This window comes from Streptomyces sp. NPDC005496 (assembly GCF_042872045.1).
GTDB lineage: Bacteria > Actinomycetota > Actinomycetes > Streptomycetales > Streptomycetaceae > Streptomyces.
Map to the genome: position 1 here is coordinate 760,810 of NZ_JBIAJQ010000003.1, position 21,205 is coordinate 782,014.

Here is a 21,205-nt window from a genome sequence, read left to right on the forward strand (position 1 = left end):
GGTCAGGACCCGGGGCGCGACGGCGGGTCCGCGGGCGCCGCCGCCTTTTTCAGGGCCGCCCAGCGGGAGGCGCGGGACGCGTCGTCGTGCCAGCCCGGGGCGTCGGACGGCAGCAGGTCGTACGGCGCCAGATCGGGATCGTCGTCCACCGGTACGGATGCCGACCGGGACGTCCGCCGCGCCGTGTCCCGCTCGGGAGTGCGGGCGCCGTCCCGTCCGCGACGCGGGCGCTTCCCCCGCCCGAACCAGGAACCGGCCGCCGGCTCGGCCGCCCTCGGAGTGCGCCCCCGTGAGGCCGCCCCACCGGTCGACTCCGGTTCCCCGGGACCGGCCGTGTCGTGCTGCGTCGCGTCCCCGGGGGGCGTGGCGTTCGGGGTCGCCGGGTCGGGGGCCGGGTTGCGGGTCGGGGTCGCCGCTTCGCGGGCTGAATCGCGGTTCGGGGTCGCCTCGTTGCGAGCCGGGTGAGAGGGCGCGTCTGAGGTCGCGGTTGCGGCGGAGGTCGGGTGCGCGTCCGAGGTCGCGGCCGAGGTTGGGTGCGCGTTTGAGGGCGTGACCGGGGCCGGCTCCGGCGTTACAGCAGGGGGTACGGGCGACTTTTCCGAGCCCGGGGCCGAGGTTGAGGCCGAGGCCGAGGCCGACTCCGACCTCAACCCCGGCTCCGGTGCTGGTGCCGGTGCCGGTGTCAGTGCCTCCGTGGGCTCCACGCCGGGCTCGCCCGAAGCCGCGTCCTTCAGCGTCCCGGCCTCGCCCGGACCCGAGTACAGGTCCGCCATCGCCTTCGTTCCCTGGGCGCCTGTGCCCGCGTCCCGTACCGCGCCGGCCGCCGGTTCCGGACCGGGGTTGCCCACGTCCCCCACCCCGGACGCCGGTTCCCGACCGGGGCCGCCCGGGTCCCGTACCGCCGGGGGCGGCACCACCGGCTCACGCTTCGCCGGGCTCCCCGGCGTCGGGGCTCCCGTCGAGGGGCCCTTCGACGCCTGCTTCCGCCTCGACTTGCGCCCCGGCTTCGGGGCCGGGACCGGCACCGTCCGCTTCGGCTCGGCGGCGGCCGGCGGCTGCTCCTGCTCGCGCGGCTCCCGAAGCCACCAGCCCCGCAGGACCAGCGCCATCGGAATCCCGACCAGGGCGGTCCACCCGGCGGCGGCGCCCCCGGCCTGCCACCAGACCGGACCGAACCGGGCCAGGGCGGCCACGCCCAGCGGTCCGCCCGCGGCTCCGGCGAGCAGCGCGAGCGCGAGCCCGCACACCGCGGCGGCGGCTGCGGTGATACCCATCGTGCGCCGCCAGGGCCAGGCCGCCGCCCGCTCCCGGGAGGCGGATCTCGCCACGTACCACGCCACGGTCACCCCGCCGGCCAGCGGAACCACCGCGGCCAGCCAGCCCAGCGGCGTCCCCGCGTCCTGCGGAACCGCGGCCAGCAGCGGGAACGGCGGCAGCGGAGGCCCTGTCACCGCGTCGGACAGCGGCGCCGCCACCTGCCCCGCCCCCAGCGCGAACCCGGGCCCGAGCCCGTACGCCGCCGCCCACACCGCCGCGTTCGGCACGAGGGCGAGACACAGCAGCAGGACCGCGAAGCGCCCCGACCACACCCCCGTGAGCTGTGCAAAGGAGGCGCGGGCCGGCCCCCCGTGCCACAGCAGGGAGACCGCGACGAGCAGCGCGCCGGCGCCGACCAGGGCCGCCGCCCCCGCACCGGCCGCCCGCAGCACGGCCGCCAGCCTGTCCCGTTCCTCGGGCGCGACGACGGCGAGGACGAGACGGCGTACGCCGGAGGGAAGCCGGCCGAGCCCACGGCGCACGGCCGGGGGCAGGTGCCCCTCCGGAGGGCCGTTAGCCGCCCACACCCCGGCCCCGGCGGCGGAGGCAGCCAGCACCGGCAGGCACAGCACGGTCCAGATCCAGGAAGGACGCGGCTCCCCGCCCGACGCGTACAGCGCCACCGGACCGCCGACGGCGAGATAGCCGACGACCACACCGGCCCACGCCGTACGGGGGACCTGCACGGACTCCACCGCGTCCCGCGCCGCCCGGTACAGCAGCCAGGCGGGCAGCGCGACCAGCAGCAGCGGGGTCACGCCGACGGGGGCGGGGACGCCGGAGAGGGTCTCGGTGCGGACGAGTTCGACACCGTGGGCCAGCAGCCAGAGGGCCGCGGCGACGTGCAGGGCGCCGCTCGGCCCGCTGTCCGGATACGGGGAGCTGATCCACAGCACCATGACGAGCACGGCGAGCGAGCCGAGGCCGAGCCCCGCCGCGAGGGCGCCGCCCAGCGCGCCCGTGCCCAGGCCCGGGGATCGGTCGCGCCACCTGAGGCGCAGGTACGACAACGACGAACTGCGGTCGGTCAGATGGGTCACGCACGCCATGCTGCCAACGACACGCGCTTTATCCCCGTAACAGGCAAACCCCGGATGTGTCGCTCAATATACGTTTATGTACTTTTTCGCACGAAGGGGCGCCCGGTGACGCAGAGTCCTGCCACCCCTCTTCCGTCCCCCAAGCGGCGCCGACGCCTGCGTGAGGCGGCCGGGCTGACCCAGGCACAGATCGCGGCCCGCCTGGGCGTGAGCCGCGAGACCGTGCGTGCCTGGGAGAGCGGGCGCTCGGCGCCGCGCGGCCGCAAGCGGGAGGCGTACGCGAAACTGCTGGCCGAACAGGAGGCGGGGTGCGCGCCCGAGTCCGTGGCGGACGACACTGGCGAGCGGGTCCAGCGGTCCCAGCTCGTCCTCGTGCCCGCCGGCACAGTCGGCGACGCCCTCGTGTCGACGGACCCGGACGGTGCGGGGTTGGTCGGCCCCACATCCTCGCCGGCCGGGCAGGACGCGGGCGCGGACGGGCGGGGCCCTGAGGGCAAGGGATCTGACGGCGACGAACCTGACGGCCGAGACCGTGACGGCGAGGACCGCACCGACGGCCACGACGACGCTGACGGCGGGGACCGTGACGACCAGGACACCGACGGACCGGTCACCGGCGGTGGGGATGGTAGCGACGGGGACACCGGCGAGGGGGACCCGGACGATCCGGCCGGCGTTCCGGTGGAGGGCGAGGGCGATTCCGGCGGGGACTCCGAACTACCGTCCCGCCAACGGCCTCTGACGCCCACTCAGGCGTTCGACGCCCTCTACGAGTTCTGCGCCCCCGCCCTCGTACGGCAGACGTATCTGCTCACCGGGCGGCGTGAGCTGGCGCGCGAGTCCGTGGAGCGGGCCTTCCAAGTGGCCTGGCAGCGCTGGCCGGAGGTGGCCGTCGACCGGGATCCGGCCGGATGGGTGCGGGCGACGGCGTACGAGTACGCGCTCTCCCCCTGGCACCGGCTGCGGCTGCGCCACCGGCATCCCGAGGCACCACCCGCCGACCCGGCCGACCGCGCGCTGCTCGCCGCCGTCCTGAAACTGCCGCCCGTCTACCGGCGCACCCTGCTCCTCTACGACGGCGTCGGCCTCGACCTGCCCGAGACCGCGGCCGAGACGGAGGCGAGCACCCCCGCGACGGCCAACCGGCTGCTGCACGCGCGGGAGGCCATGGCCACGTACCTGCCGGAGCTCTCGGCGCCCGAGGAACTGCACCGCCGCCTCGCGGCGCTGGCCGGCTCGGAACGGCTGCGGGCGGCCAAACCGGTGGCGGTGCGCACCGGCAGCGAACGCCGTGCCCGCAGCTGGACCCGCGCCGCCATCGCCGTCACCACGCTCCTCGTCACCACCACGACGCTGACCCTGGCCACCGCCCCCGACCACTACGAGCCCCCGCTGTCCCCGGGCGAGACGGTGCGGGGGGTGCCGCCGCGCGCGGCCCCCGGCACGCTCTCCCAGGAGGAGTTGGACCTGCGCACCAAGCTCAGGTCGGAGACCGAGAACGGCCCGGGAAGACTCGTCCCGCAGGGCAGGTGACCCCGGGACACCGGGACACCGCCGAGGCCGCCCGTCCGGTGGGCCGGACATGCCGGTGGGCCCGCACCCCGACAGGGGTACGGGCCCACCCGGTGTTCATGCCGGACTCAGCCGAACACGGCCGGAGTTCAGCCGGCGAGGATCTCGCGCGCCAGCTTCGCCGTCTCGGTCGGCGTCTTGCCGACCTTGACACCGGCGGCCTCGAGGGCCTCCTTCTTCGCGGCGGCCGTGCCGGAGGAGCCGGAGACGATGGCGCCGGCGTGGCCCATGGTCTTGCCCTCGGGCGCGGTGAAGCCCGCGACGTAACCGACGACCGGCTTCGAGACGTTGGCCTTGATGAAGTCGGCCGCGCGCTCCTCGGCGTCGCCACCGATCTCACCGATCATCACGATCAGGTCGGTGTCGGGGTCGGCCTCGAACGCGGCGAGCGCGTCGATGTGCGTCGTACCGATGACCGGGTCGCCACCGATGCCGACGGCGGACGAGAAGCCGATGTCACGCAGCTCGTACATCATCTGGTACGTCAGCGTGCCGGACTTCGAGACCAGGCCGATGCGGCCCGGCTTCGTGATGTCGCCCGGGATGATGCCGGCGTTGGACTGGCCCGGCGTGATGAGGCCGGGGCAGTTCGGGCCGATGATGCGGGTCTTGTTGCCCTTGGCCTTCGCGTACGCCCAGAAGGCGGCGGAGTCGTGCACCGCGATGCCCTCGGTGATGACGACCGCGAGGGGGATCTCGGCGTCGATCGCCTCGACGACGGCGGCCTTCGCGAACGCCGGCGGCACGAAGAGGACGGACACGTTGGCGCCGGTCTTCTCCATCGCCTCGGCGACCGTGCCGAAGACCGGGATCTCGGTGCCGTCGATGTCGACGGAGGTGCCGGCCTTGCGCGGGTTCACGCCACCGACGATGTTCGTGCCATCGGCCAGCATGAGCTTGGTGTGCTTCATGCCCGTGGCACCGGTCATGCCCTGGACGATGACCTTGCTGTCCTTGTTGAGGAAGATAGCCATGGTGGTCTGGTCCTCTATCCCTTACTTCGCGGCCGCGAGCTCGGCGGCCTTGTCGGCCGCGCCGTCCATGGTGTCCACGCGCTGGACCAGCGGGTGGTTGGCGTCCGACAGGATCTTGCGACCCAGCTCCGCGTTGTTGCCGTCGAGACGGACGACCAGGGGCTTGGTGACTTCCTCGCCCTTGTCGGCGAGCAGCTGCAGCGCCTGGACGATGCCGTTGGCGACCTCGTCGCACGCGGTGATGCCGCCGAAGACGTTGACGAACACGGACTTGACGTCCGGGTCGCCGAGGATGATCTCCAGGCCGTTGGCCATGACCTGCGCGGAGGCGCCGCCGCCGATGTCGAGGAAGTTGGCGGGCTTCACGCCGCCGTGGGCCTCACCGGCGTACGCGACGACGTCGAGGGTCGACATGACCAGACCCGCGCCGTTGCCGATGATGCCGACCTCGCCGTCGAGCTTCACGTAGTTGAGGTTCTTGGCCTTGGCCGCGGCCTCGAGCGGGTCGGCCGCGTCCTTGTCCTCGAGCGCCTCGTGCTCCGGCTGGCGGAACTCGGCGTTGGCGTCCAGGGACACCTTGCCGTCGAGGGCCAGGATGTCGCCGGAGGCGACCTTGGCCAGCGGGTTCACCTCGACGAGGAGCGCGTCCTCGGCGACGAAGGTCTTCCAGAGGGTCACGAGGACCTCGGCGACCTTCTCGGCGACCTCGGCCGGGAACTTCGCCTGGGCGACGATCTCGCGGGCCTTCTCGATCGAGACGCCCTCGTTGGAGTCGACCGGGACCTTCGCGAGGGCCTCGGGGGTCTTCTCCGCGACCTCCTCGATGTCCATGCCGCCCTGCACCGAGGCCATGGCCAGGAAGGTGCGGTTGGTGCGGTCGAGGAGGTACGAGACGTAGTACTCCTCGAGGATCTCGGGGGCCGTCTCGGCGATCATCACCTTGTGGACCGTGTGGCCCTTGATGTCCATCCCGAGGATGTCCGTCGCCCGGGCGACGGCCTCGTCCGGGGTGGCGGCCAGCTTCACGCCACCGGCCTTGCCACGGCCTCCCACCTTCACCTGGGCCTTGACGACGGACTTGCCGCCAAGACGCTCGGTCGCCTCGCGGGCTGCCTCAGGCGTGTCGATGACTTCACCGGCCAGCACCGGTACACCGTGCTTGGCGAAGAGGTCCCTCGCCTGGTACTCGAACAGGTCCACGCGCGTCCGTCCCTATCAGTGATCTCGCCGCTCTGCGGTCTGCTATCTCCGTGGGCGTGCCGCGAAGGGCAACGTGACGTCCGCTGTCACAAGGGTGGCGCACACGGTGTCCGAGCGCGCGGCATGTCCGTCCCGCAGGTTATCGCCGCTCGCCTTGGGTCCCTAAATCGCAGATCACACCTGAGCGGTGATACCTGTCACAGATTGTGCCAGGGGCGGGGTCTCACCGGGCTGGGGTTGGCCCGGTGAGACCCCTGGGAAGGCCTCCGACGGCTTCGGAGGTCCCGGCCTCTCGACGGCTTCGAGAGGCCCGGCTCGCCCGGTCCCCACCCCAATGGGGACCGTGCGGGCCTGGCCGCGGGGGGCTCGGTGGACGGACCGACGGCTTTCGGCCGTCCGGGTTCTCGCCCCCGCGGGGTCGGTGGGACGCCGTACGACGGACACGCCCCGGCGTTTGTTCGCCGGTCGCGCGCCGCTCGTCGACGCCGTGCTTCGGGACGGACCGGCCCACGAGGGACCGGGACGGTGGGGAGGGGCCGACTGGGCTGAGCGGGATCACACGGGACGGGGCGTCTGACGCCGCCGTGGCCGCTGTTCCTGCGGCTGCCGCGGTCGCCTCGGTCGCCGCCGGTACGGCGGTTTCCGCAGGTGAGGCCGCTGGTGAGCCGCAGGTGTCGCAGGGGGCCTGGCGGATGTCCTCCGGGTGACCCGGTGCGGTCGTGCCGTGAACACGACACCGACACCGACACCGGAAGTGTCACCGTCACCGTCACCGGAGTGAGGACGAAACCGTCGGCCGACCCGCGCCGACTCCCGCGAGCGCAGACCGGTTCCTTCCCCACGCGACGGTCGCCGCGTGGGACGGAGGGCTGTCCTAGCCGGGGAACTCGGGGATGTCCCGGTGCCTGTCCCGGGTTCCGGTCACGATGTCGGCCTCGGCGGCGCCGGGCACCAGCCGCAGCGGGGCCCGCAGGTCCGACGTGACGGCGTGCGCGTCAGCGTGACGCGGGGCACCGCCGTCGGCCGCCGAACCGTTGTTGAGTACATGGGCCGGGTCGCCGTCGGGCGCCTGGTGCGAGGGCAGCGGCACGGTCCGTACGCCGCCCGCGTACCGCCCGCTCACCTGTCCTTCGCTTCCCACGGCGCTCACGACCACCGTGCCGGCCCTCGGCCCGTACGCGACCACCGCACCGGCGCTCACGTCGTCGGCTCCCCGCTCTGCCGTGGCCGGCTCCTGCGGGGACACGGGGGCGGGTACCGGGGCGGGGAGAACCTGGTCCGCGCCCGGCGGAGCGGGCAGCTCAGGCGTCCCAGGGAGCCCCGGGAGTCCGGGAAGCTCCGGGAATCCGGGCACCGAGGGCACCGACGGGCCGGACGGCTCCTCGGGCCACGCCGGGAACTGCGCCGAAACCTCCCCCAGCCCCTCGACAACCGTCCCGACGACATCCCCGACGAGATCACCGACGGGCTCCACGACTCCGGTGACGGGCTGAAGAACGCCGGTGACGGGCTGGAGGGCGCCGGTGACGGGCTGAAGAGCGTCGGTCACGGGGTGCAGGACATCGCCGGTCGGTGGAACGGCGTCCGTGACCGGCTGGAGGACATGGGTGACGGGCCGCAGGGCGTCCGGCGCGGGCTGGGAAGCGTCGCTGACTGGCGAGGACATGTCCGTGGCGGGCGCCGTCTGGGCGGACGGCGTTGTGCTGGGGGTGGTCCGGGACTCCGGCCGCTCGACCGTGACAGTGATGGAGGCGGAGCCCCTGGCGGTCGCGGTGGCGGAGGGGCTGGCGATCGCAGTGGCGGGGAGGTCGGTCACCTGCGCGGTGGTGCCAGTGGGCGCGGCGTCTCGATGCCTGGGCGCGGTCGAGGTCAGTGGGGCGGCGGCGTGGGCTGCCGAGACCGTCGACGGGTCCGGGCGGTGGGCCGGGGTGCCGGGCGCCCGGACCGGCTCCCCCAGCACGCCCCCGACCGCTCGCGCGACCGTGTCGCCCACCGACTCGACGCCGTCACGCGGGGACGTGAGCGTGAACGGACCCTGCACCGACCGCACCACATCGGTTGGTGCCGCCGGAGACGACGCGTCCGCCGCGTGAGCCTGTCCCCCGCCGATGAACCCGAGTGCGGACAAACCACCGACGAGCAGGCCCAGTTGCAGCGCACGCCGCCCGGCCGCCGTGCGCATCACGCGCAGAGCGGCACCGGGGAAGGGCGGTGCGACCGGCAGGGCCACGACGGCAAGATCTCCCATGCGGCGGAACTGGGCAGAATTCGGCGGTGCGGTGCAGAACATGGCGCACACACCACCGAATTCGAAGAAGATGCCGATACTCGCACGGGAGTGCGGAGGTTGCGCAAGCCCCCTGTTACCGATGGGTACTCATGACCGGTATCCAACCCTCCTCACGTGTTGTCCGGTATCGGCAGCGGCCGCTTCTCGATCGCCGCCGCCATCACCTCGGGAAACAGGTCGGGCGTACACGCGAACGCCGGTGCTCCGAGCGCCGCGAGCGCGGCGGCGTGCTCCCTGTCGTAGGCGGGCGCTCCTTCGTCGGACAGCGCGAGCAGCGTCACGAACTGCACCCCGGACGCCTTCATCGCGGCGACCCGCTTGAGCATCTCGTTCCGTATGCCGCCCTCGTACAGGTCGCTGATCAGGACGACGACCGTGTCCGCCGGGCGGGTGATCTGCGACTGGCAGTACGCCAGCGCCCTGTTGATGTCCGTCCCGCCGCCCAGCTGGGTGCCGAACAGGACGTCCACCGGGTCGTCGAGCTGATCGGTGAGGTCGGCGACGGCCGTGTCGAACACGACGAGCCGGGTGGCGATGGACCGCATGGACGCGAGGACCGCCCCGAAGACGGACGCGTACACGACGGACGCCGCCATCGACCCCGACTGGTCGATGCACAGGACGACCTCCTTCTTCACGGACTGGGAGGCGCGCCCGTAGCCGATCAGCCGCTCGGGCACGATCGTGCGGTACTCGGGTAGGTAGTGCTTGAGGTTGGCCGCGATGGTGCGGTTCCAGTCGATGTCGTGATGGCGCGGTCTGCTGATCCGGGCGCTGCGGTCGAGGGCGCCGGTGAGCGTCGCCCGGGTGCGGGTGGCGAGCCGCTTCTCCAGGTCCTCGACGACCTTGCGTACGACGGCCCGTGCCGTCTCCTTCGTCGTCTCGGGCATGGCCTTGTTCAGGGAGAGCAGCGTGCCCACGAGGTGGACGTCGGCCTCGACCGCCTCCAGCATCTCCGGTTCGAGGAGCAGCGTGGCCAGTCCGATCCGGTCTATGGCGTCGCGCTGCATGACCTGGACGACGGAGGACGGGAAGTACGTCCGGATGTCCCCGAGCCAGCGTGCGACGGACGGCGCCGACGCCCCGAGCCCCGCGGTCCGCTCGCGTCCCGACGGCGCCTTGTCGCCCTTGCCGTACAGCGCGGCGAGCGCGTCGTCCATCGCCGCGTCCTGACCGGCGAGCGCGCGCCCGGTCCCGTCGGCCGCGTCTCCCCCGAGGACCAGCCGCCAGCGCCGCAACCGCTCGTCGGCGGCGGTGCCGGCAGCCGCCGCGTCCCCGGCCCCCTCCGACTCGACCCCGTTCGTCGATGCCGCGGCCATCAGGCCACCCCCCTGAGGTTGTCGCTGCCGTTGTCGCTGACGCTCACACCGGCGTCGGCTCCGGCGCCGACGCTCGTACGGTCGCCGGCGCTCGCACCGGTGCCAGCGCCGGTACTGCCGTCGGCGGGCGCGCTCTTGGCGGCGTACGCGCTGCCGCCGGTGCTCGTACTGCCGCCCTGGCGGGTGCCCGTGCGCGTGCCCTCGGAGCCGTGCGGGTTGTCGGCCCCGGGGACACCGCCGCCCGCCTCGGAGTAACCGGGCCCACCGGGCCCACCGGGCTCACCGGGCTCACCGGGCTCACCGGGCTCACCGGAGCCCAACAGCAGCCGCAGCACCGGCAGTACAGCGTCCGCCCGCCCGGTGTCGAGGTCCGCCGCGAATCCGGGGACGGCGGAGGCGGTGGCGGAGACACGTGCCCCCGCCCCTGGCCCCCGTCGCACCAGCTCCCCCAGCGTCCTGCGCACCCCCGTCTCGTACGCCGAGAACGTGCGCCGCAGCAGCGGCAGTACGTCGGTGAACGCCTCGGCCGGCACCCCCGTCAGCCACGCGTCCACCAGCCCGAGCAGGCGTTCGTCGTGCACGAGGAGCATTCCGCCGCCCGAGCCGCCACCGACGAAACCCTCGATCCAGGCAGCCGCGTCGGCCGGTGCCGTCCCCGGCGACAGCACGAGTCCCATGAGCCGCGCGGCCTCCTCCTGCCCCAACTCCCCGCCGTCCAGCAGCAGCCGCACCGCACGCCCCCGGATCACCCCCGGCACGGTGTCCCGTCCCGACAGCACGCCAAGCACCTGGTGCCAGCGGTCCCGGATGCGCTCCCGCCCCCGCGTCTCCCCGGGCTCCGCCTCCCGCCGTGCGCCGGCCTGAGCCTCGGCCAGCAGACCCACGGCCCCCTGGACCGCGTCGACATGGCGCCGCATCTCCTCGGCGGCCTCGGCGTCGAGTGCCGCACAGGCGGGCGGCAACCCGACGAACACGCGCTCGGCGAGACCCGCCGCCACCTCGGTCAGGGCACGGGTGTCCGTCCCGCGCACGTCGCCGTAGCGCAGTGACCGGACCAGGGCGGGCAGCGCCTGCGCCAGATGGCCGACGTCCGCGTCGAGAGCGGCACGGTCGGCCAGCACGCGCATCACCACCGGCAGCGCGTCCGGCAGTTCGGCCAGCAGGCAGCGCTCGGCGAGCGCCGTGACGTCGGCCAGGGAACTCGCGGCGACCGCGTCCGACTCGGCTCTCGCCGTCGCCGCGGACAGGACGGTCGTGCCCCACACCCCGGCCTCGGCGACCCGCACGGACAGCTCCGGCTCCCACCTCAGCCGCCAGGTCTCCCGGAAGGTGCCCGTGCTGCCGCGCGACGCGGTGGGCTCGCCCCAGCCGACGCCCAGGAGCCGCAGCCGGTGCAGCAGGCGGCTGCGCCCCGCGTCGGTCTCCTTGCGCAGGTCCAGCTCCAGCTCGCGCTCCAGCGGTTCCGGCTTGATCCGCAGCCGGCGCTGAAGCCGGGTCAGGTCGCGCTGGAGGGGGACCGCAGGCGCGGACTCCGGCACCTCTCCCAGGACGTCCCCGACGATCAGCCGGTCGTGCACGAGCGCGAGCGGCACGTCCGAGCCCTCGCACATCACGGCGCGCACGGCGTCGGTCGTCTCGGTCAGCCCGGGCAGCGGACGACCGCGCATCGCGGCGAGCGTGTCCGCCAGCCGCACCGCCTCGATGACATGAGCGGACGACACCATCCGGTCCTCGTCGCGCAGCAGCCCGGCCACCTTCGTCATCCAGCGCTCGACTGGGCGGTCCGGCGCGCTGAAGAGATGCCCGTACCAGCCGGGCGAGTCGATGCCCGCGCCGTACCCGCTGGCCCGGGACAGCCGGCGGTGCGTCCACGGCACCCAGGTCATGTCGGCCTTGACCTTGGGCAGCCCCTTGAGCAGGGCGCGGTCGGCGGCGACGGTGCGCTTCTCGCGCAGCGCGGGCACGTGCCACGCCCCGCACACCACGGCCACCGCGTCCCCGCACTCCCGCTGCGCCGCGCGCAACTGGAGCCGCATGTGCGCCTCCCGCACCAGGTCCCGGTCGTGCCCGCCGACCCCGTACTCCTCCCGCAACGCCGTCATCGCCTCGCCGAGCGCGGCGAACGGCGCGTACACATCGGCGCCCGCCCCGCTCCGGTGCTCGATCACGTCCTCCCACCACCGCTCGGGGTCGTCGTAGCCGGCGGTCTCCGCCAGCACGGCGAGCGGATCGATACGCAGTGCCTCGTCCCTGTCTCCGACCCCGCTCCCGATATCGCCCCCCGCCTCGGCCTGGGCCTCGGGCTCACCCGCGGACTCCCCCTCAACCCCGGCCCCGGGATCCCCCTCGGTGCCGGTCCTGGGGTCCCCCTCGGCCCCGGTCCCGGGATCCCCCTCTGTCCCGGCCACAGAGTCCCTCGGGGTCCCGGCCCCCGCCTCGGTCCCCGCCTCGCCCCCGCCTCCGCGACCGCTCCCGGAGCCCGCCCCGACCGGAGTCTCGGCCTCCACGTCCGGCTCCGCCCCGGCCCCGGTCCCCACCGCGTCCGGTTCCCCCGCCGGTTCCGCCTCCTCCCTCCCCCACGCCAGCGTGTGCGCCGCGGGCAGGTCGATGAAGCGGGCCGGGACGCCGTGCTCCACGGCCCAGCGGATGGCGACCCACTCCGGGGAGAACTCGGCGAGCGGCCAGAACGCGGACCGTCCGGGTTCGTCCACCGCGTGGGCGAGCAGCGCGACGGGCGGCCGCATGGCGGGGTCGGCGGCGAGCGGGATCAGGGGATCGGCCTCGGGCGGCCCCTCGATCAGGACCACCCGGGGCCGGGCCTCGTCCAGTACGGCCCGCACCGCTCGCGCCGACCCGGGCCCGTGATGCCGCACCCCCAGCAGCAACGGTCCCCGGCCTCGGAGGGACAGACCCCCGTCCAGTCCCTCCGAGGTCGTCTCAAGGCCCCGATCGGAGCTCACCGGTTCCGCGCTCTCCCCCCGGCCCGCGGGCGCTCCGTCGCGCTCCCCGGCGACGCTCACCTCCGGCTCGGCCTCCCCCGGCGACCCGCTCACGCGCTCACCTCCCGGCACGCCCGGTAGAAGTCCTTCCAGCCGTCCCGCTCCCGCACGACCGCTTCCAGGTACTCCTGCCAGATGACCCGGTCGGCCGCCGGATCGCGCACGACGGCACCGAGGATGCCGGCGGCGACATCGCCCGCGCGCAGGACACCGTCGCCGAAGTGCGCTGCCAGGGCGAGGCCGTTGGTGACGACGGAGATCGCCTCGGCGGTGGACAGCGTGCCGCTGGGGGACTTCAGCTTCGTGCGCCCGTCGGCCGTGACGCCGTCGCGCAGCTCACGGAAGACCGTGACGACACGGCGGATCTCGTCGATGCCCTCGGGCGCGGCCGGCAGATCGAGGGATCGGCCGATCTGGTCGACGCGGCGCGACACGATGTCGACCTCGGCCTCGGCGCTCTCGGGCAGCGGCAGCACGACGGTGTTGAACCGGCGGCGCAGCGCGCTGGAGAGCTCGTTCACCCCGCGGTCCCGGTCGTTGGCCGTGGCGATGAGGTTGAAGCCGCGAACCGCCTGCACCTCCTGCCCCAACTCCGGTATGGGCAGCGTCTTCTCGGACAGGATCGTGATCAGCGTGTCCTGGACGTCGGCGGGGATGCGGGTCAGCTCCTCGACCCGCGCGGTCATCCCCTCGGCCATGGCGCGCATGACGGGGCTCGGTACGAGCGCGTCCCGGCTCGGGCCGTGGGCGAGCAGCTGGGCGTAGTTCCAGCCGTAGCGGATGGCCTCTTCGGGCGTGCCCGCCGTGCCCTGGACGAGCAGGGTCGAGTCGCCGCTGACGGCGGCGGCCAGATGCTCCGACACCCACGTCTTCGCGGTGCCCGGCACGCCGAGCAGGAGCAGGGCACGGTCGGTGGCGAGTGTGGTGACGGCCACCTCCACGATGCGGCGCGGCCCCACGTACTTGGGCGTGATGAGCGTGCCGTCCGGCAGGGTGCCGCCGAGCAGATACGTCGCGACGGCCCACGGCGACATCCGCCAGCGGGCCGGCCGGGGCCGGTCGTCCTGCGCGGCCAGCGCGGCGAGTTCGGCGGCGAAGGCGGTCTCGGCGTGCGGCCGCAGTGCCTCGCCCGCCTCTTCCGCGGGCCGTGCCGCGAGCTCCGCCGCGGACGGATTGACGGATGACGGGTCTACGGACACGGACATGGCTCGGTCCCCCTCCAGCTCGGCCGGTTCGATCTGGGTCAACCGTGCACCACGCCACTGACAATGCACTCTGACCTGCGCAAACGTCGTCGCGAGGGCCGATTGTCAGTGGCGGGATCTACCTTCGGTGTCATGACTCAGCAGGGGGTGCGCTGGACTGCGGATCAGGTGCTGGCACTGGCGCCTGACGCCGCGTCACGCAAAGCGGGGAGCAGGCTCGGGTCGGCCGGACCGTGGTCGGAGGCGGGCGATTCGGGCGAGGGGGCGGTGTGGGGGCTGTGCAAGGGCAGCGGCAGCAAGCCGTATCAGACGGTCATAGACGTGGCGGACTCCGCCGGGCCGGCGTACAAGTGCAGTTGCCCGAGCCGGAAGTTCCCGTGCAAGCACGCGCTCGGCCTGCTGCTGCTCTGGGCGGGCCAGGACGGCACGGTGCCGCGGGGGCCGGCGCCGGAGTGGGCCCGGCAGTGGCTTGAGGGGAGGCGAAAGCGCGCGGAGGAGAAACGAGCTGAGGGGACGGCAGGTTCCCCGGGCACCGGCGATCCGGAGGCGGCCCGGCGCCGCGCGGAGCGACGGGCCGAGCGGATCACGGCGGGGGCGACGGAGCTGGAGCAGCGTCTGACGGATCTGCTGCGCGGCGGTCTCGCCCAGGCCGAGCAGGCGGGTTACGGGATGTGGGAGGAGACGGCGGCGCGCATGGTCGACGCGCAGGCGCCCGGTCTCGCCTCGCGGGTGCGGGAGTTGGGGGCGATCCCGGCGTCGGGTCCAGGCTGGCCGGTGCGGTTGCTGGAGGAGTGCGCGCTGCTCCACCTCCTCGACCGTGGCTGGCTGTGCCGCGAGGGGCTGCCGGACGAGCTGGCGGCGACGGTCCGCTCCCGGGTGGGGCTGCCGGCCTCCGCCGACGGTCCGCCGGAGCGGGACCACTGGCTGGTCCTCGCCCAGTACGACACGTCGGAGGGGGCGCTGACGACGCGGCGGATCTGGCTGTACGGCACCGGGTCGGGCCGCACCGCCCTGCTCCTCTCCTACGGGGCGGCCGGACGCGCACCGGAACTGGCGCTGCCGGTCGGGCTGGCCTTCGAGGCGGAGTTGTCGGCGTACTCCGGGGGCGGCAGCGGGCGGGTGGCGCTGGCTGAGCAGTTCACGCCCCCGGTCCCCACACGGATACGTCCGCCGGGTGTCACGACGACCGAGGCCACCGCCCGTTACGGCGAGGCGCTGCGGTCCGACCCCTGGCTGGACTCCTGTCCGGTGACGCTGGACCGGGTCGTGCCGACCCCGGCCGGCGACTCGTGGCAACTGGCGGACGTGGACGGCGACCTGGCGCTGCCCCTGACGCCGTCCGCCGTGGCCCGAGCGGGGCTGTGGCGGTTGGTCTCGCTGTCCGGCGGCGCTCCGGTCACGGTCTTCGGCGAGTTCGGCCACCGCGGCTTCACCCCTCTGACGGCCTGGCCCGAGGGCCCCGGAGAGGCGGTGCCCCTGTGCTGACCCACCCGAGCCCTCGTCGGACCGCCCCGTGTACGGATGGCCACGTCGACACCGACCCGCGTACGGCCACCCTGCGTACGCGCCTTCGTCGGGCCACCCCGCGCCCAGACGACCACCTCGCCACCGCTCCACGCACGCCCACCCTCCGTAAAGAGGACCCGTTCACGACCGATCCGCGTACCACCGACCCCCGTAATGCAGCCCAGTTCACGACCGACTCGTCACCGGAAGGACGCTCATGAACAGGACGCCCGCAGACGCGCCCGCCGGTGACGCCTGGGAGGAACTGGTCACCTCGGCACTGCTCGGGACCGACCGGCGTACGCCACCGGGGTGGACGCCGGGACGGGAGGCTCCGGCGGCCCTCCTCGACGCGGCGGCCGTGGAGACCGTACGGCGCCGGGCAGGGCTGCGACCCGCGCGTGCCGCCGAGCGGCTGGACCGGGCGGCGGGCGATCCTCGCCGTCCGCTGCCGCCCGCCGCGGCACGACGCCTCGCGATGCTGCTGGCCGACCGGCCGGGGTCGGGTCACGGGGGCCGCAGAGGGGCGGCGCCGGACCTGATGGAGCTGCTGCCCCAGTGGCTGGCCCTGGCGAACGCGCGCGGTTTCGCCCCGCCCCCGCAGGCGCTGCCCGCGCTGCTGGACGCCGCCCGGGGCCGCACGGACCTCAGGCCCGCCGCCCTGGCCTTCGCGGGTCCGCGTGCGCTGTGGCTGGCGCGGCTGAACCCGGACTGGCGGTTCGCGTTGCGTGCCGCGCCCGGCGGAGGCGCGTCACTGCCGGGCCCCGGGGAACCGGAGCGGATACGGGAGTTGTGGGAGGAGGGACTCTTCGCCGAACGCGTGGCGCTGCTCTCGGCGATCCGGGCGCAGGACCCGCCGGCCGCGCGCGAGTTGCTGTCGACGACGTGGGCGACGGAGCGCGCGGAGGACCGTCTGATGTTCCTCGACTCGCTGCGGACGGGCCTGGACGCGTCGGACGAGCCGTTCCTGGAGCGGGCGCTGGCCGACCGGAGCCGCAACGTGCGCGCCACCGCGGCGGAGTTGCTGTCCGCGCTGCCCGCCTCCGCGCTCGCCTCCCGGATGGCGGACCGTGCCGGTTCGTGCGTCGCGGTGGACCGCACGCGGAGCGTGCCGGCGATCGTGGTCGAGGCACCGCACCAGTGCGACGCGGACATGGAGCGCGACGGGGTGGTGCCCAAGCCCCCGGCGGGACGGGGCGAACGGTCATGGTGGCTCGGCCAGTTGGTGGAGTCGGCCCCGCTGGGGACGTGGTCCCGGCGGCTCGGGGGACGTACGCCGGAGGAGATCGTGGCCCTGCCGGTGGCGGACGACTGGCGACCGGAGCTGCATGCCGCCTGGTGCCGGGCGGCGGTGCGGCAGCGAGACCCCGACTGGTCCCGGGCGCTGCTCGGTGCGCCGTCGGCTCCGGAGGCGGGCGGACCGGGCGCCGTGTCGCTGGCGGAGCGGGCGAAGCTGCTCGCGACGCTGGGTGCCGCCGAGCGGGCGGACTGGGTGGCCCGGTTCATCGCCACCCACGGACTGTCCGAGGCGTTCCAGCTGCTCGGTGTGTGCGCGGTGCCGTGGAGCGGGCCACTCGGCCGGGCCGTCGTGGACGCCCTGAACATCGCGCGGGACGCGGGGAGCTACCCGTGGAGCTTCAGCGGGGTGATGGGCCTTGCCGAGCGGTGCCTGGATCCGGCGGAGGCCGGACGCCTGGAGGGCCTCACCGCCGTCCCGGACGAACCGGAGGACGCCTCCCCCGGAGCCGGCGGCTACTGGGCCGAGGCGTTCCAGCGCCTGACGACCACCCTGCGCCTGCGGGCCACGATGTCCGCGGAGCTCACGGCCCCCGCCGGACCGACCTCGTGACCGGCACGCCGCCCACGCCCGGACCCGTACGCCTACGAAAGTGCCTTTCCGCACCCCCGCCGCAGTCCGAGCCGCGCACCACGGAGGTCCTACGGCATCAAGAAGGCACCGCCCCAGGACGTCACGACCCGTAGCGCCCCGGCGAAGGAACACCCCGCCGACCGGCAGAGGGCGCCGTCAGGCACAGCCCCGCAGGGCCGCCCCGCCAGAGCTCGGCCGCCGGAGAGCCCGCACCGCGCAGCCCACCGGAGCCGCCATTGCTGGACTCTGCCGGACTTCACGGACCGGCTCAGCCCTCCGGCCCGGCCGGCCGGGGCCCGTCAGACCTGGCCCCCGCCGGTGACCGTTACGCGCCCGCCGGCTGGCGTACGTTCGCGCGCACCCAGTCCACGATCGACGCCGTCGTCGCGCCCGGCGTGAAGATCTCGGCCACGCCCTTCTCCTTGAGGGGCGCGATGTCCGCCTCGGGGATGATGCCACCGCCGAAGACCTTGATGTCCTCGGCCTCGCGCTCCTTGAGGAGGGCGATCACGGCCGCGAAGAGCGTGTTGTGGGCCCCGGAAAGGATGGAGAGGCCGATCGCGTCGGCGTCCTCCTGGATCGCGGTGTCCACGATCTGCTCGGGGGTCTGGTGCAGGCCCGTGTAGATGACCTCCATACCGGCGTCGCGCAGCGCCCGCGCGATCACCTTGGCCCCGCGATCGTGGCCGTCGAGCCCCGGCTTGGCCACCACCACGCGGATCGGACCGGCTGCCACACCCATCACTGCCTCCATGAACCGACTACACAACCTGTTACCGGACAACCTGTATCGAACAACCTGCGCGGAAAAACCGCACCGCACAACCCGTACCAGTAGATACGGGCGGATATCGCACACACCGCCGCTCACCACACGGGATGCACCCTGCGGCCCGGCCCCCGCGCCGCGCGGACCGGGGAAGTGAACGAACGTTATCGCCAGCATCCCGCACCCGGCAGTTTCACGGTGGAGAGCGAGGGGGAAATCACACGGTGGGACACGTTCGCCGCGCACGTCTCCGATTCCCTGCGGCACACGCGCCGCACGGGCCTCGCGGACCTGCGGTACTCACCGCAGCGGGGCGTACGCAAAGGAGAGCCGCTTCAGTACGGCCGCACCACCGCGCTCCGAGCCGGGCGCCGTGGCGGCGGGGACCTCAGCCACCACCTTCACTCATCGCACCGCGGCTTTCCATGAGGGCACACGGGGGACAGAGGCGTCCTCCGGCGTGCCGACAGGAGGTCGGCCATGAAGGTCACCCGGGCAGTGCGGCCCTTTCTTCCCCTCTGCCAGCGCCTGTTCCCCGGCAGCCTGGCCGGACTCTCGACGGCCCTCCTGAAGGCGACCGCCCTGGAGATCACGATCCTCGCGGGGCATCTGCTGCTCTATCCGTCCGGGATCGCCCAGGAGCGCCGGGCCGCCCCACCCCTTCCGTCACCGGACGCCACCGCGCTGCCGACCGACGCCCGGCCCCCGGTCGTGCTGCTGCACGGCTTCATCGACAACCGGTCGGTCTTCGTACTGCTGCGCCGCAGCCTCGCGCAGCACGGCAGGCAGCGCGTGGAGTCGCTCAACTACTCCCCGCTCACCTGTGACATCCGCACCGCGGCGGAGCTGCTCGGGCGGCACATCGAGGAGATCTGCGAGCGCACGGGCCACGCACGGGTGGACGTCGTGGGGCACAGCCTCGGCGGGCTCATCGCCCGCTACTACGCGCAGCGGCTCGGCGGGGACAGCCGCATCCGTACGCTCGTCACGCTGGGCACCCCGCACACGGGTACGCGGGTCGTCCCGCTGATGAACGCCCACCCGATCGTGCGCCAGATGCGCCCCGACTCGCCGGTGATCGACGAGTTGCGCATGCCGGCGCCGGGTTGCCGGACGCGCTTCGTGAGTTTCTGGAGCGATCTCGACCAGCTGATGGACCCGCTGGAGAGCGCCCGCGTCGACCACCCGGACCTGCTCGCACAGAACGTGCAGGTGAGCGGCATCGGCCATCTCGCCCTGCCCGTCCATCCCGCGGTCGCGACCGGGATACGCCAGGCGCTCGACGCCGAAGAGACGGAAGGGACCGAGGAGATCGGAGCGCCTGAAGCCGCCCGAAGTGGCGGTCTGACCGTGGCTTAATATCGAACATTCATCGAACGCCAGGCCAAGGTCGTGCCCGCCGTCCCCCGAAACACGGCCGAATGCCCGTTTCCAGCCAGCACGAAACCTGCCGAAGATTGTCGCGCCCGCGTACCGCCGGGTACAGTCGCCGCACTGCTCTGCCAGCCCCTGTTGTCGAGGCGAAAGAGAAGTTGGTGAACGACCGTCACCCGTCGGGGACCGTTAACCCCCCGGCTTCGGCTCCCGATGCCGCTGAGGCGCACTACGCGCCGTACGGCCTGCAAGGAGCCCCGTACGGCGACTTCACCACGCACGACGGGTACCCCGCCACCGGATTTCAATCAGGCGGCGGCAGTTACGAGGCCGCGAGTTTCGCGACCGACCCCCTCTTCGGTGACATGCCGGGTGCCGACGCGAGCGCGTCCACCGGTTCTTACGACGCCACGCAGTGGTCCGGCGACCCCTCCATGAGCACGGGAAGCCACCACATGCCCGGGGCCGGCGACCACGGGACGACTTACGACCCGTACGCCGGGCAGCACCAGGCCGCGTACGACACCGGCGGTTACGAGACGAACGCCTGGGGCACCGACTACCAGCAACTCGCCGGTATCCCGCCGCAGTCGCAGGGCCACGACGGCACCGGACAGTGGGACGCGACCGCCTGGAACCAGGCCGAGCACGTCAACCCGCTGGACCAGGGCGACCAGACGCAGCAGTGGGGCACGCAGGTGCTCGACACGGGTGCGTACGACGCCACGCAGTGGAACTCCGACGGCGGCCAGGACACGTACGAGGCGTACGACCAGGCCGCTTCGCCGTCCGAGACGTACGAACAGCCGGCGGCCCAGCCCTTCGACCAGCTGCCGACGGCCACGTTCGAGCAGGTTTCCTTCGACCAACCCGAGCACGGACAGGCCGAGTTCGACACGGCCGACGACGAGGACGGCCCGGCTACGGGGTCGTTGCTGCTCGACGGTGTCGAGGAACTCGTCGCCGCGCCGGCCGCGGTCGTCCCGGGTGCGCGATCGGCTTCGCGCACCGGAAGCCGATCCCGGCGCCGAGCCCCGGCCAAACGTTCCGCCCTGCTGACGGTGGCCGTTCCCTCGGCGTGCGTGATGGGGGTCGCGGGCATCGCCGCCGCCTCCGTCGTGAGCGTGAGCGCGGACGACAACGGCACGGAGACGACGGCCGCGGCGCCGGAGAAGGCATCCGTGAAGCCGTCCGCCGCCAACAACAAGCTGGACACCCAGCTCGCCAACCTCTCCGCGGACGCCGACGACTTCGCCGACCGCGCCAGCCGGACGCAGGAACGCATCGACCTGAAGGCCGAGCAGGAGGCGGAGAAGAAGAAGGCGGCGGAGGAGGCGGCCCGCAAGGAGCGGCTGCGCCCCAAGTTCGCCCTGCCGGTCGCGCAGAAGGGCCTCAGCGCCTATTACGGGCAGTCCGGCATCAACTGGATGTCCGTGCACACCGGCATCGACTTCCCCGTCTCCTACGGGACGACGGTGATGGCCGCGACCGACGGCACCGTGCGCACGCAGTGGAACAGCGCCTACGGCAACATGGCGATCGTGACCGCCAAGGACGGTACGGAGACGTGGTACTGCCACCTCTCGACGTACAAGGTCGCCTCGGGGACCACCGTGAAGGCCGGCGACCCGATCGCGTTCTCCGGGAACTCCGGCAACTCGACCGGCCCGCACCTGCACTTCGAGGTCCGTCCGGCGGGCGGCTCGGCGATCGACCCGCTGCCGTGGCTCCGCAGCCACGGCATCGACCCGACCTGATCGCCCACTCCGC

At 73.6% G+C, this 21,205-nt stretch carries 13 protein-coding genes; 5 read left to right on the forward strand and 8 right to left on the reverse strand.

Features of this window, described 5'->3' with window-relative positions; genetic code table 11:
• Positions 1 to 2: 2 nt before the first annotated feature.
• On the reverse strand, positions 3 to 2,357 hold the full coding sequence (locus tag ACFYQQ_RS12075; protein WP_388904347.1) for a DUF6350 family protein: 2,355 nt from the start codon (positions 2,355 to 2,357) through the stop codon (positions 3 to 5).
• 105 nt (positions 2,358 to 2,462) lie between these two features.
• On the opposite strand from ACFYQQ_RS12075, the gene ACFYQQ_RS12080 reads away from it, so the two are divergent.
• Positions 2,463 to 3,890, forward strand: a complete 1,428-nt coding sequence (locus tag ACFYQQ_RS12080; protein ID WP_356170092.1) for a sigma factor-like helix-turn-helix DNA-binding protein — start codon at positions 2,463 to 2,465, stop codon at positions 3,888 to 3,890.
• 128 nt (positions 3,891 to 4,018) lie between these two features.
• Here ACFYQQ_RS12080 and sucD read toward each other — a convergent pair whose 3' ends face one another.
• The 6 genes from sucD to ACFYQQ_RS12110 form a co-directional block, all read right to left on the reverse strand.
• Positions 4,019 to 4,903, reverse strand: coding sequence for a succinate--CoA ligase subunit alpha (gene sucD, locus ACFYQQ_RS12085; protein ID WP_355794457.1), 885 nt, complete (start codon positions 4,901 to 4,903; stop codon positions 4,019 to 4,021).
• 21 nt (positions 4,904 to 4,924) lie between these two features.
• Complete coding sequence (gene sucC, locus ACFYQQ_RS12090; protein WP_356170089.1) at positions 4,925 to 6,103, reverse strand: ADP-forming succinate--CoA ligase subunit beta; 1,179 nt, start codon at positions 6,101 to 6,103, stop codon at positions 4,925 to 4,927.
• 874 nt (positions 6,104 to 6,977) lie between these two features.
• The gene (locus tag ACFYQQ_RS12095) at positions 6,978 to 8,351 is read right to left on the reverse strand and encodes a hypothetical protein (protein ID WP_355791186.1); all 1,374 of its coding nucleotides are present in this window, start codon (positions 8,349 to 8,351) and stop codon (positions 6,978 to 6,980) included.
• A gap of 152 nt (positions 8,352 to 8,503) precedes the next feature.
• On the reverse strand, positions 8,504 to 9,712 hold the full coding sequence (locus tag ACFYQQ_RS12100; protein ID WP_356170084.1) for a VWA domain-containing protein: 1,209 nt from the start codon (positions 9,710 to 9,712) through the stop codon (positions 8,504 to 8,506).
• Positions 9,712 to 12,597, reverse strand: a complete 2,886-nt coding sequence (locus ACFYQQ_RS12105; RefSeq protein WP_388904413.1) for a DUF5682 family protein — start codon at positions 12,595 to 12,597, stop codon at positions 9,712 to 9,714. The genes ACFYQQ_RS12100 and ACFYQQ_RS12105 overlap by 1 nt, the downstream gene beginning before the upstream one ends.
• A gap of 164 nt (positions 12,598 to 12,761) precedes the next feature.
• Positions 12,762 to 13,916, reverse strand: a complete 1,155-nt coding sequence (locus ACFYQQ_RS12110; RefSeq protein WP_355789237.1) for an AAA family ATPase — start codon at positions 13,914 to 13,916, stop codon at positions 12,762 to 12,764.
• 132 nt (positions 13,917 to 14,048) lie between these two features.
• Between ACFYQQ_RS12110 and ACFYQQ_RS12115 the strand changes: the two genes are divergently transcribed.
• Entirely contained in the window at positions 14,049 to 15,401 is a 1,353-nt protein-coding gene (locus ACFYQQ_RS12115; protein WP_355789232.1) for an SWIM zinc finger family protein, read from the forward strand.
• Between the two features lie 238 nt (positions 15,402 to 15,639).
• Positions 15,640 to 17,271, forward strand: coding sequence for a DUF5691 domain-containing protein (locus ACFYQQ_RS12120; protein WP_388904351.1), 1,632 nt, complete (start codon positions 15,640 to 15,642; stop codon positions 17,269 to 17,271).
• A 346-nt stretch (positions 17,272 to 17,617) separates the two neighbouring features.
• On the opposite strand, the gene ACFYQQ_RS12125 is transcribed toward ACFYQQ_RS12120, so the two are convergent.
• Positions 17,618 to 18,034, reverse strand: a complete 417-nt coding sequence (locus ACFYQQ_RS12125) for a cobalamin B12-binding domain-containing protein (protein WP_355784842.1) — start codon at positions 18,032 to 18,034, stop codon at positions 17,618 to 17,620.
• Positions 18,035 to 18,541: 507 nt separating this feature from the next.
• On the opposite strand from ACFYQQ_RS12125, the gene ACFYQQ_RS12130 reads away from it, so the two are divergent.
• Positions 18,542 to 19,420, forward strand: coding sequence for an alpha/beta fold hydrolase (locus ACFYQQ_RS12130; protein WP_355784839.1), 879 nt, complete (start codon positions 18,542 to 18,544; stop codon positions 19,418 to 19,420).
• A gap of 176 nt (positions 19,421 to 19,596) precedes the next feature.
• Positions 19,597 to 21,192: a M23 family metallopeptidase gene (locus ACFYQQ_RS12135; RefSeq protein ID WP_356170073.1), complete on the forward strand. Its 1,596-nt coding sequence runs from the start codon at positions 19,597 to 19,599 to the stop codon at positions 21,190 to 21,192.
• Positions 21,193 to 21,205: the final 13 nt, after the last annotated feature.

What these genes read in the sequence shown, in the direction of transcription:
- sucD (WP_355794457.1), bottom strand. Translation starts at nt 4,903, where the DNA reads ATGGCTATCTTCCTCAACAAGGACAGCAAGGTCATCGTCCAGGGCATG.
- ACFYQQ_RS12095 (WP_355791186.1), bottom strand. Translation starts at nt 8,351, where the DNA reads ATGGGAGATCTTGCCGTCGTGGCCCTGCCGGTCGCACCGCCCTTCCCC.
- ACFYQQ_RS12100 (WP_356170084.1), bottom strand. Translation starts at nt 9,712, where the DNA reads ATGGCCGCGGCATCGACGAACGGGGTCGAGTCGGAGGGGGCCGGGGAC.
- ACFYQQ_RS12110 (WP_355789237.1), bottom strand. Translation starts at nt 13,916, where the DNA reads ATGTCCGTGTCCGTAGACCCGTCATCCGTCAATCCGTCCGCGGCGGAG.
- ACFYQQ_RS12115 (WP_355789232.1), top strand. Translation starts at nt 14,049, where the DNA reads ATGACTCAGCAGGGGGTGCGCTGGACTGCGGATCAGGTGCTGGCACTG.
- ACFYQQ_RS12120 (WP_388904351.1), top strand. Translation starts at nt 15,640, where the DNA reads ATGAACAGGACGCCCGCAGACGCGCCCGCCGGTGACGCCTGGGAGGAA.
- ACFYQQ_RS12125 (WP_355784842.1), bottom strand. Translation starts at nt 18,034, where the DNA reads ATGGGTGTGGCAGCCGGTCCGATCCGCGTGGTGGTGGCCAAGCCGGGG.
- ACFYQQ_RS12130 (WP_355784839.1), top strand. Translation starts at nt 18,542, where the DNA reads ATGAAGGTCACCCGGGCAGTGCGGCCCTTTCTTCCCCTCTGCCAGCGC.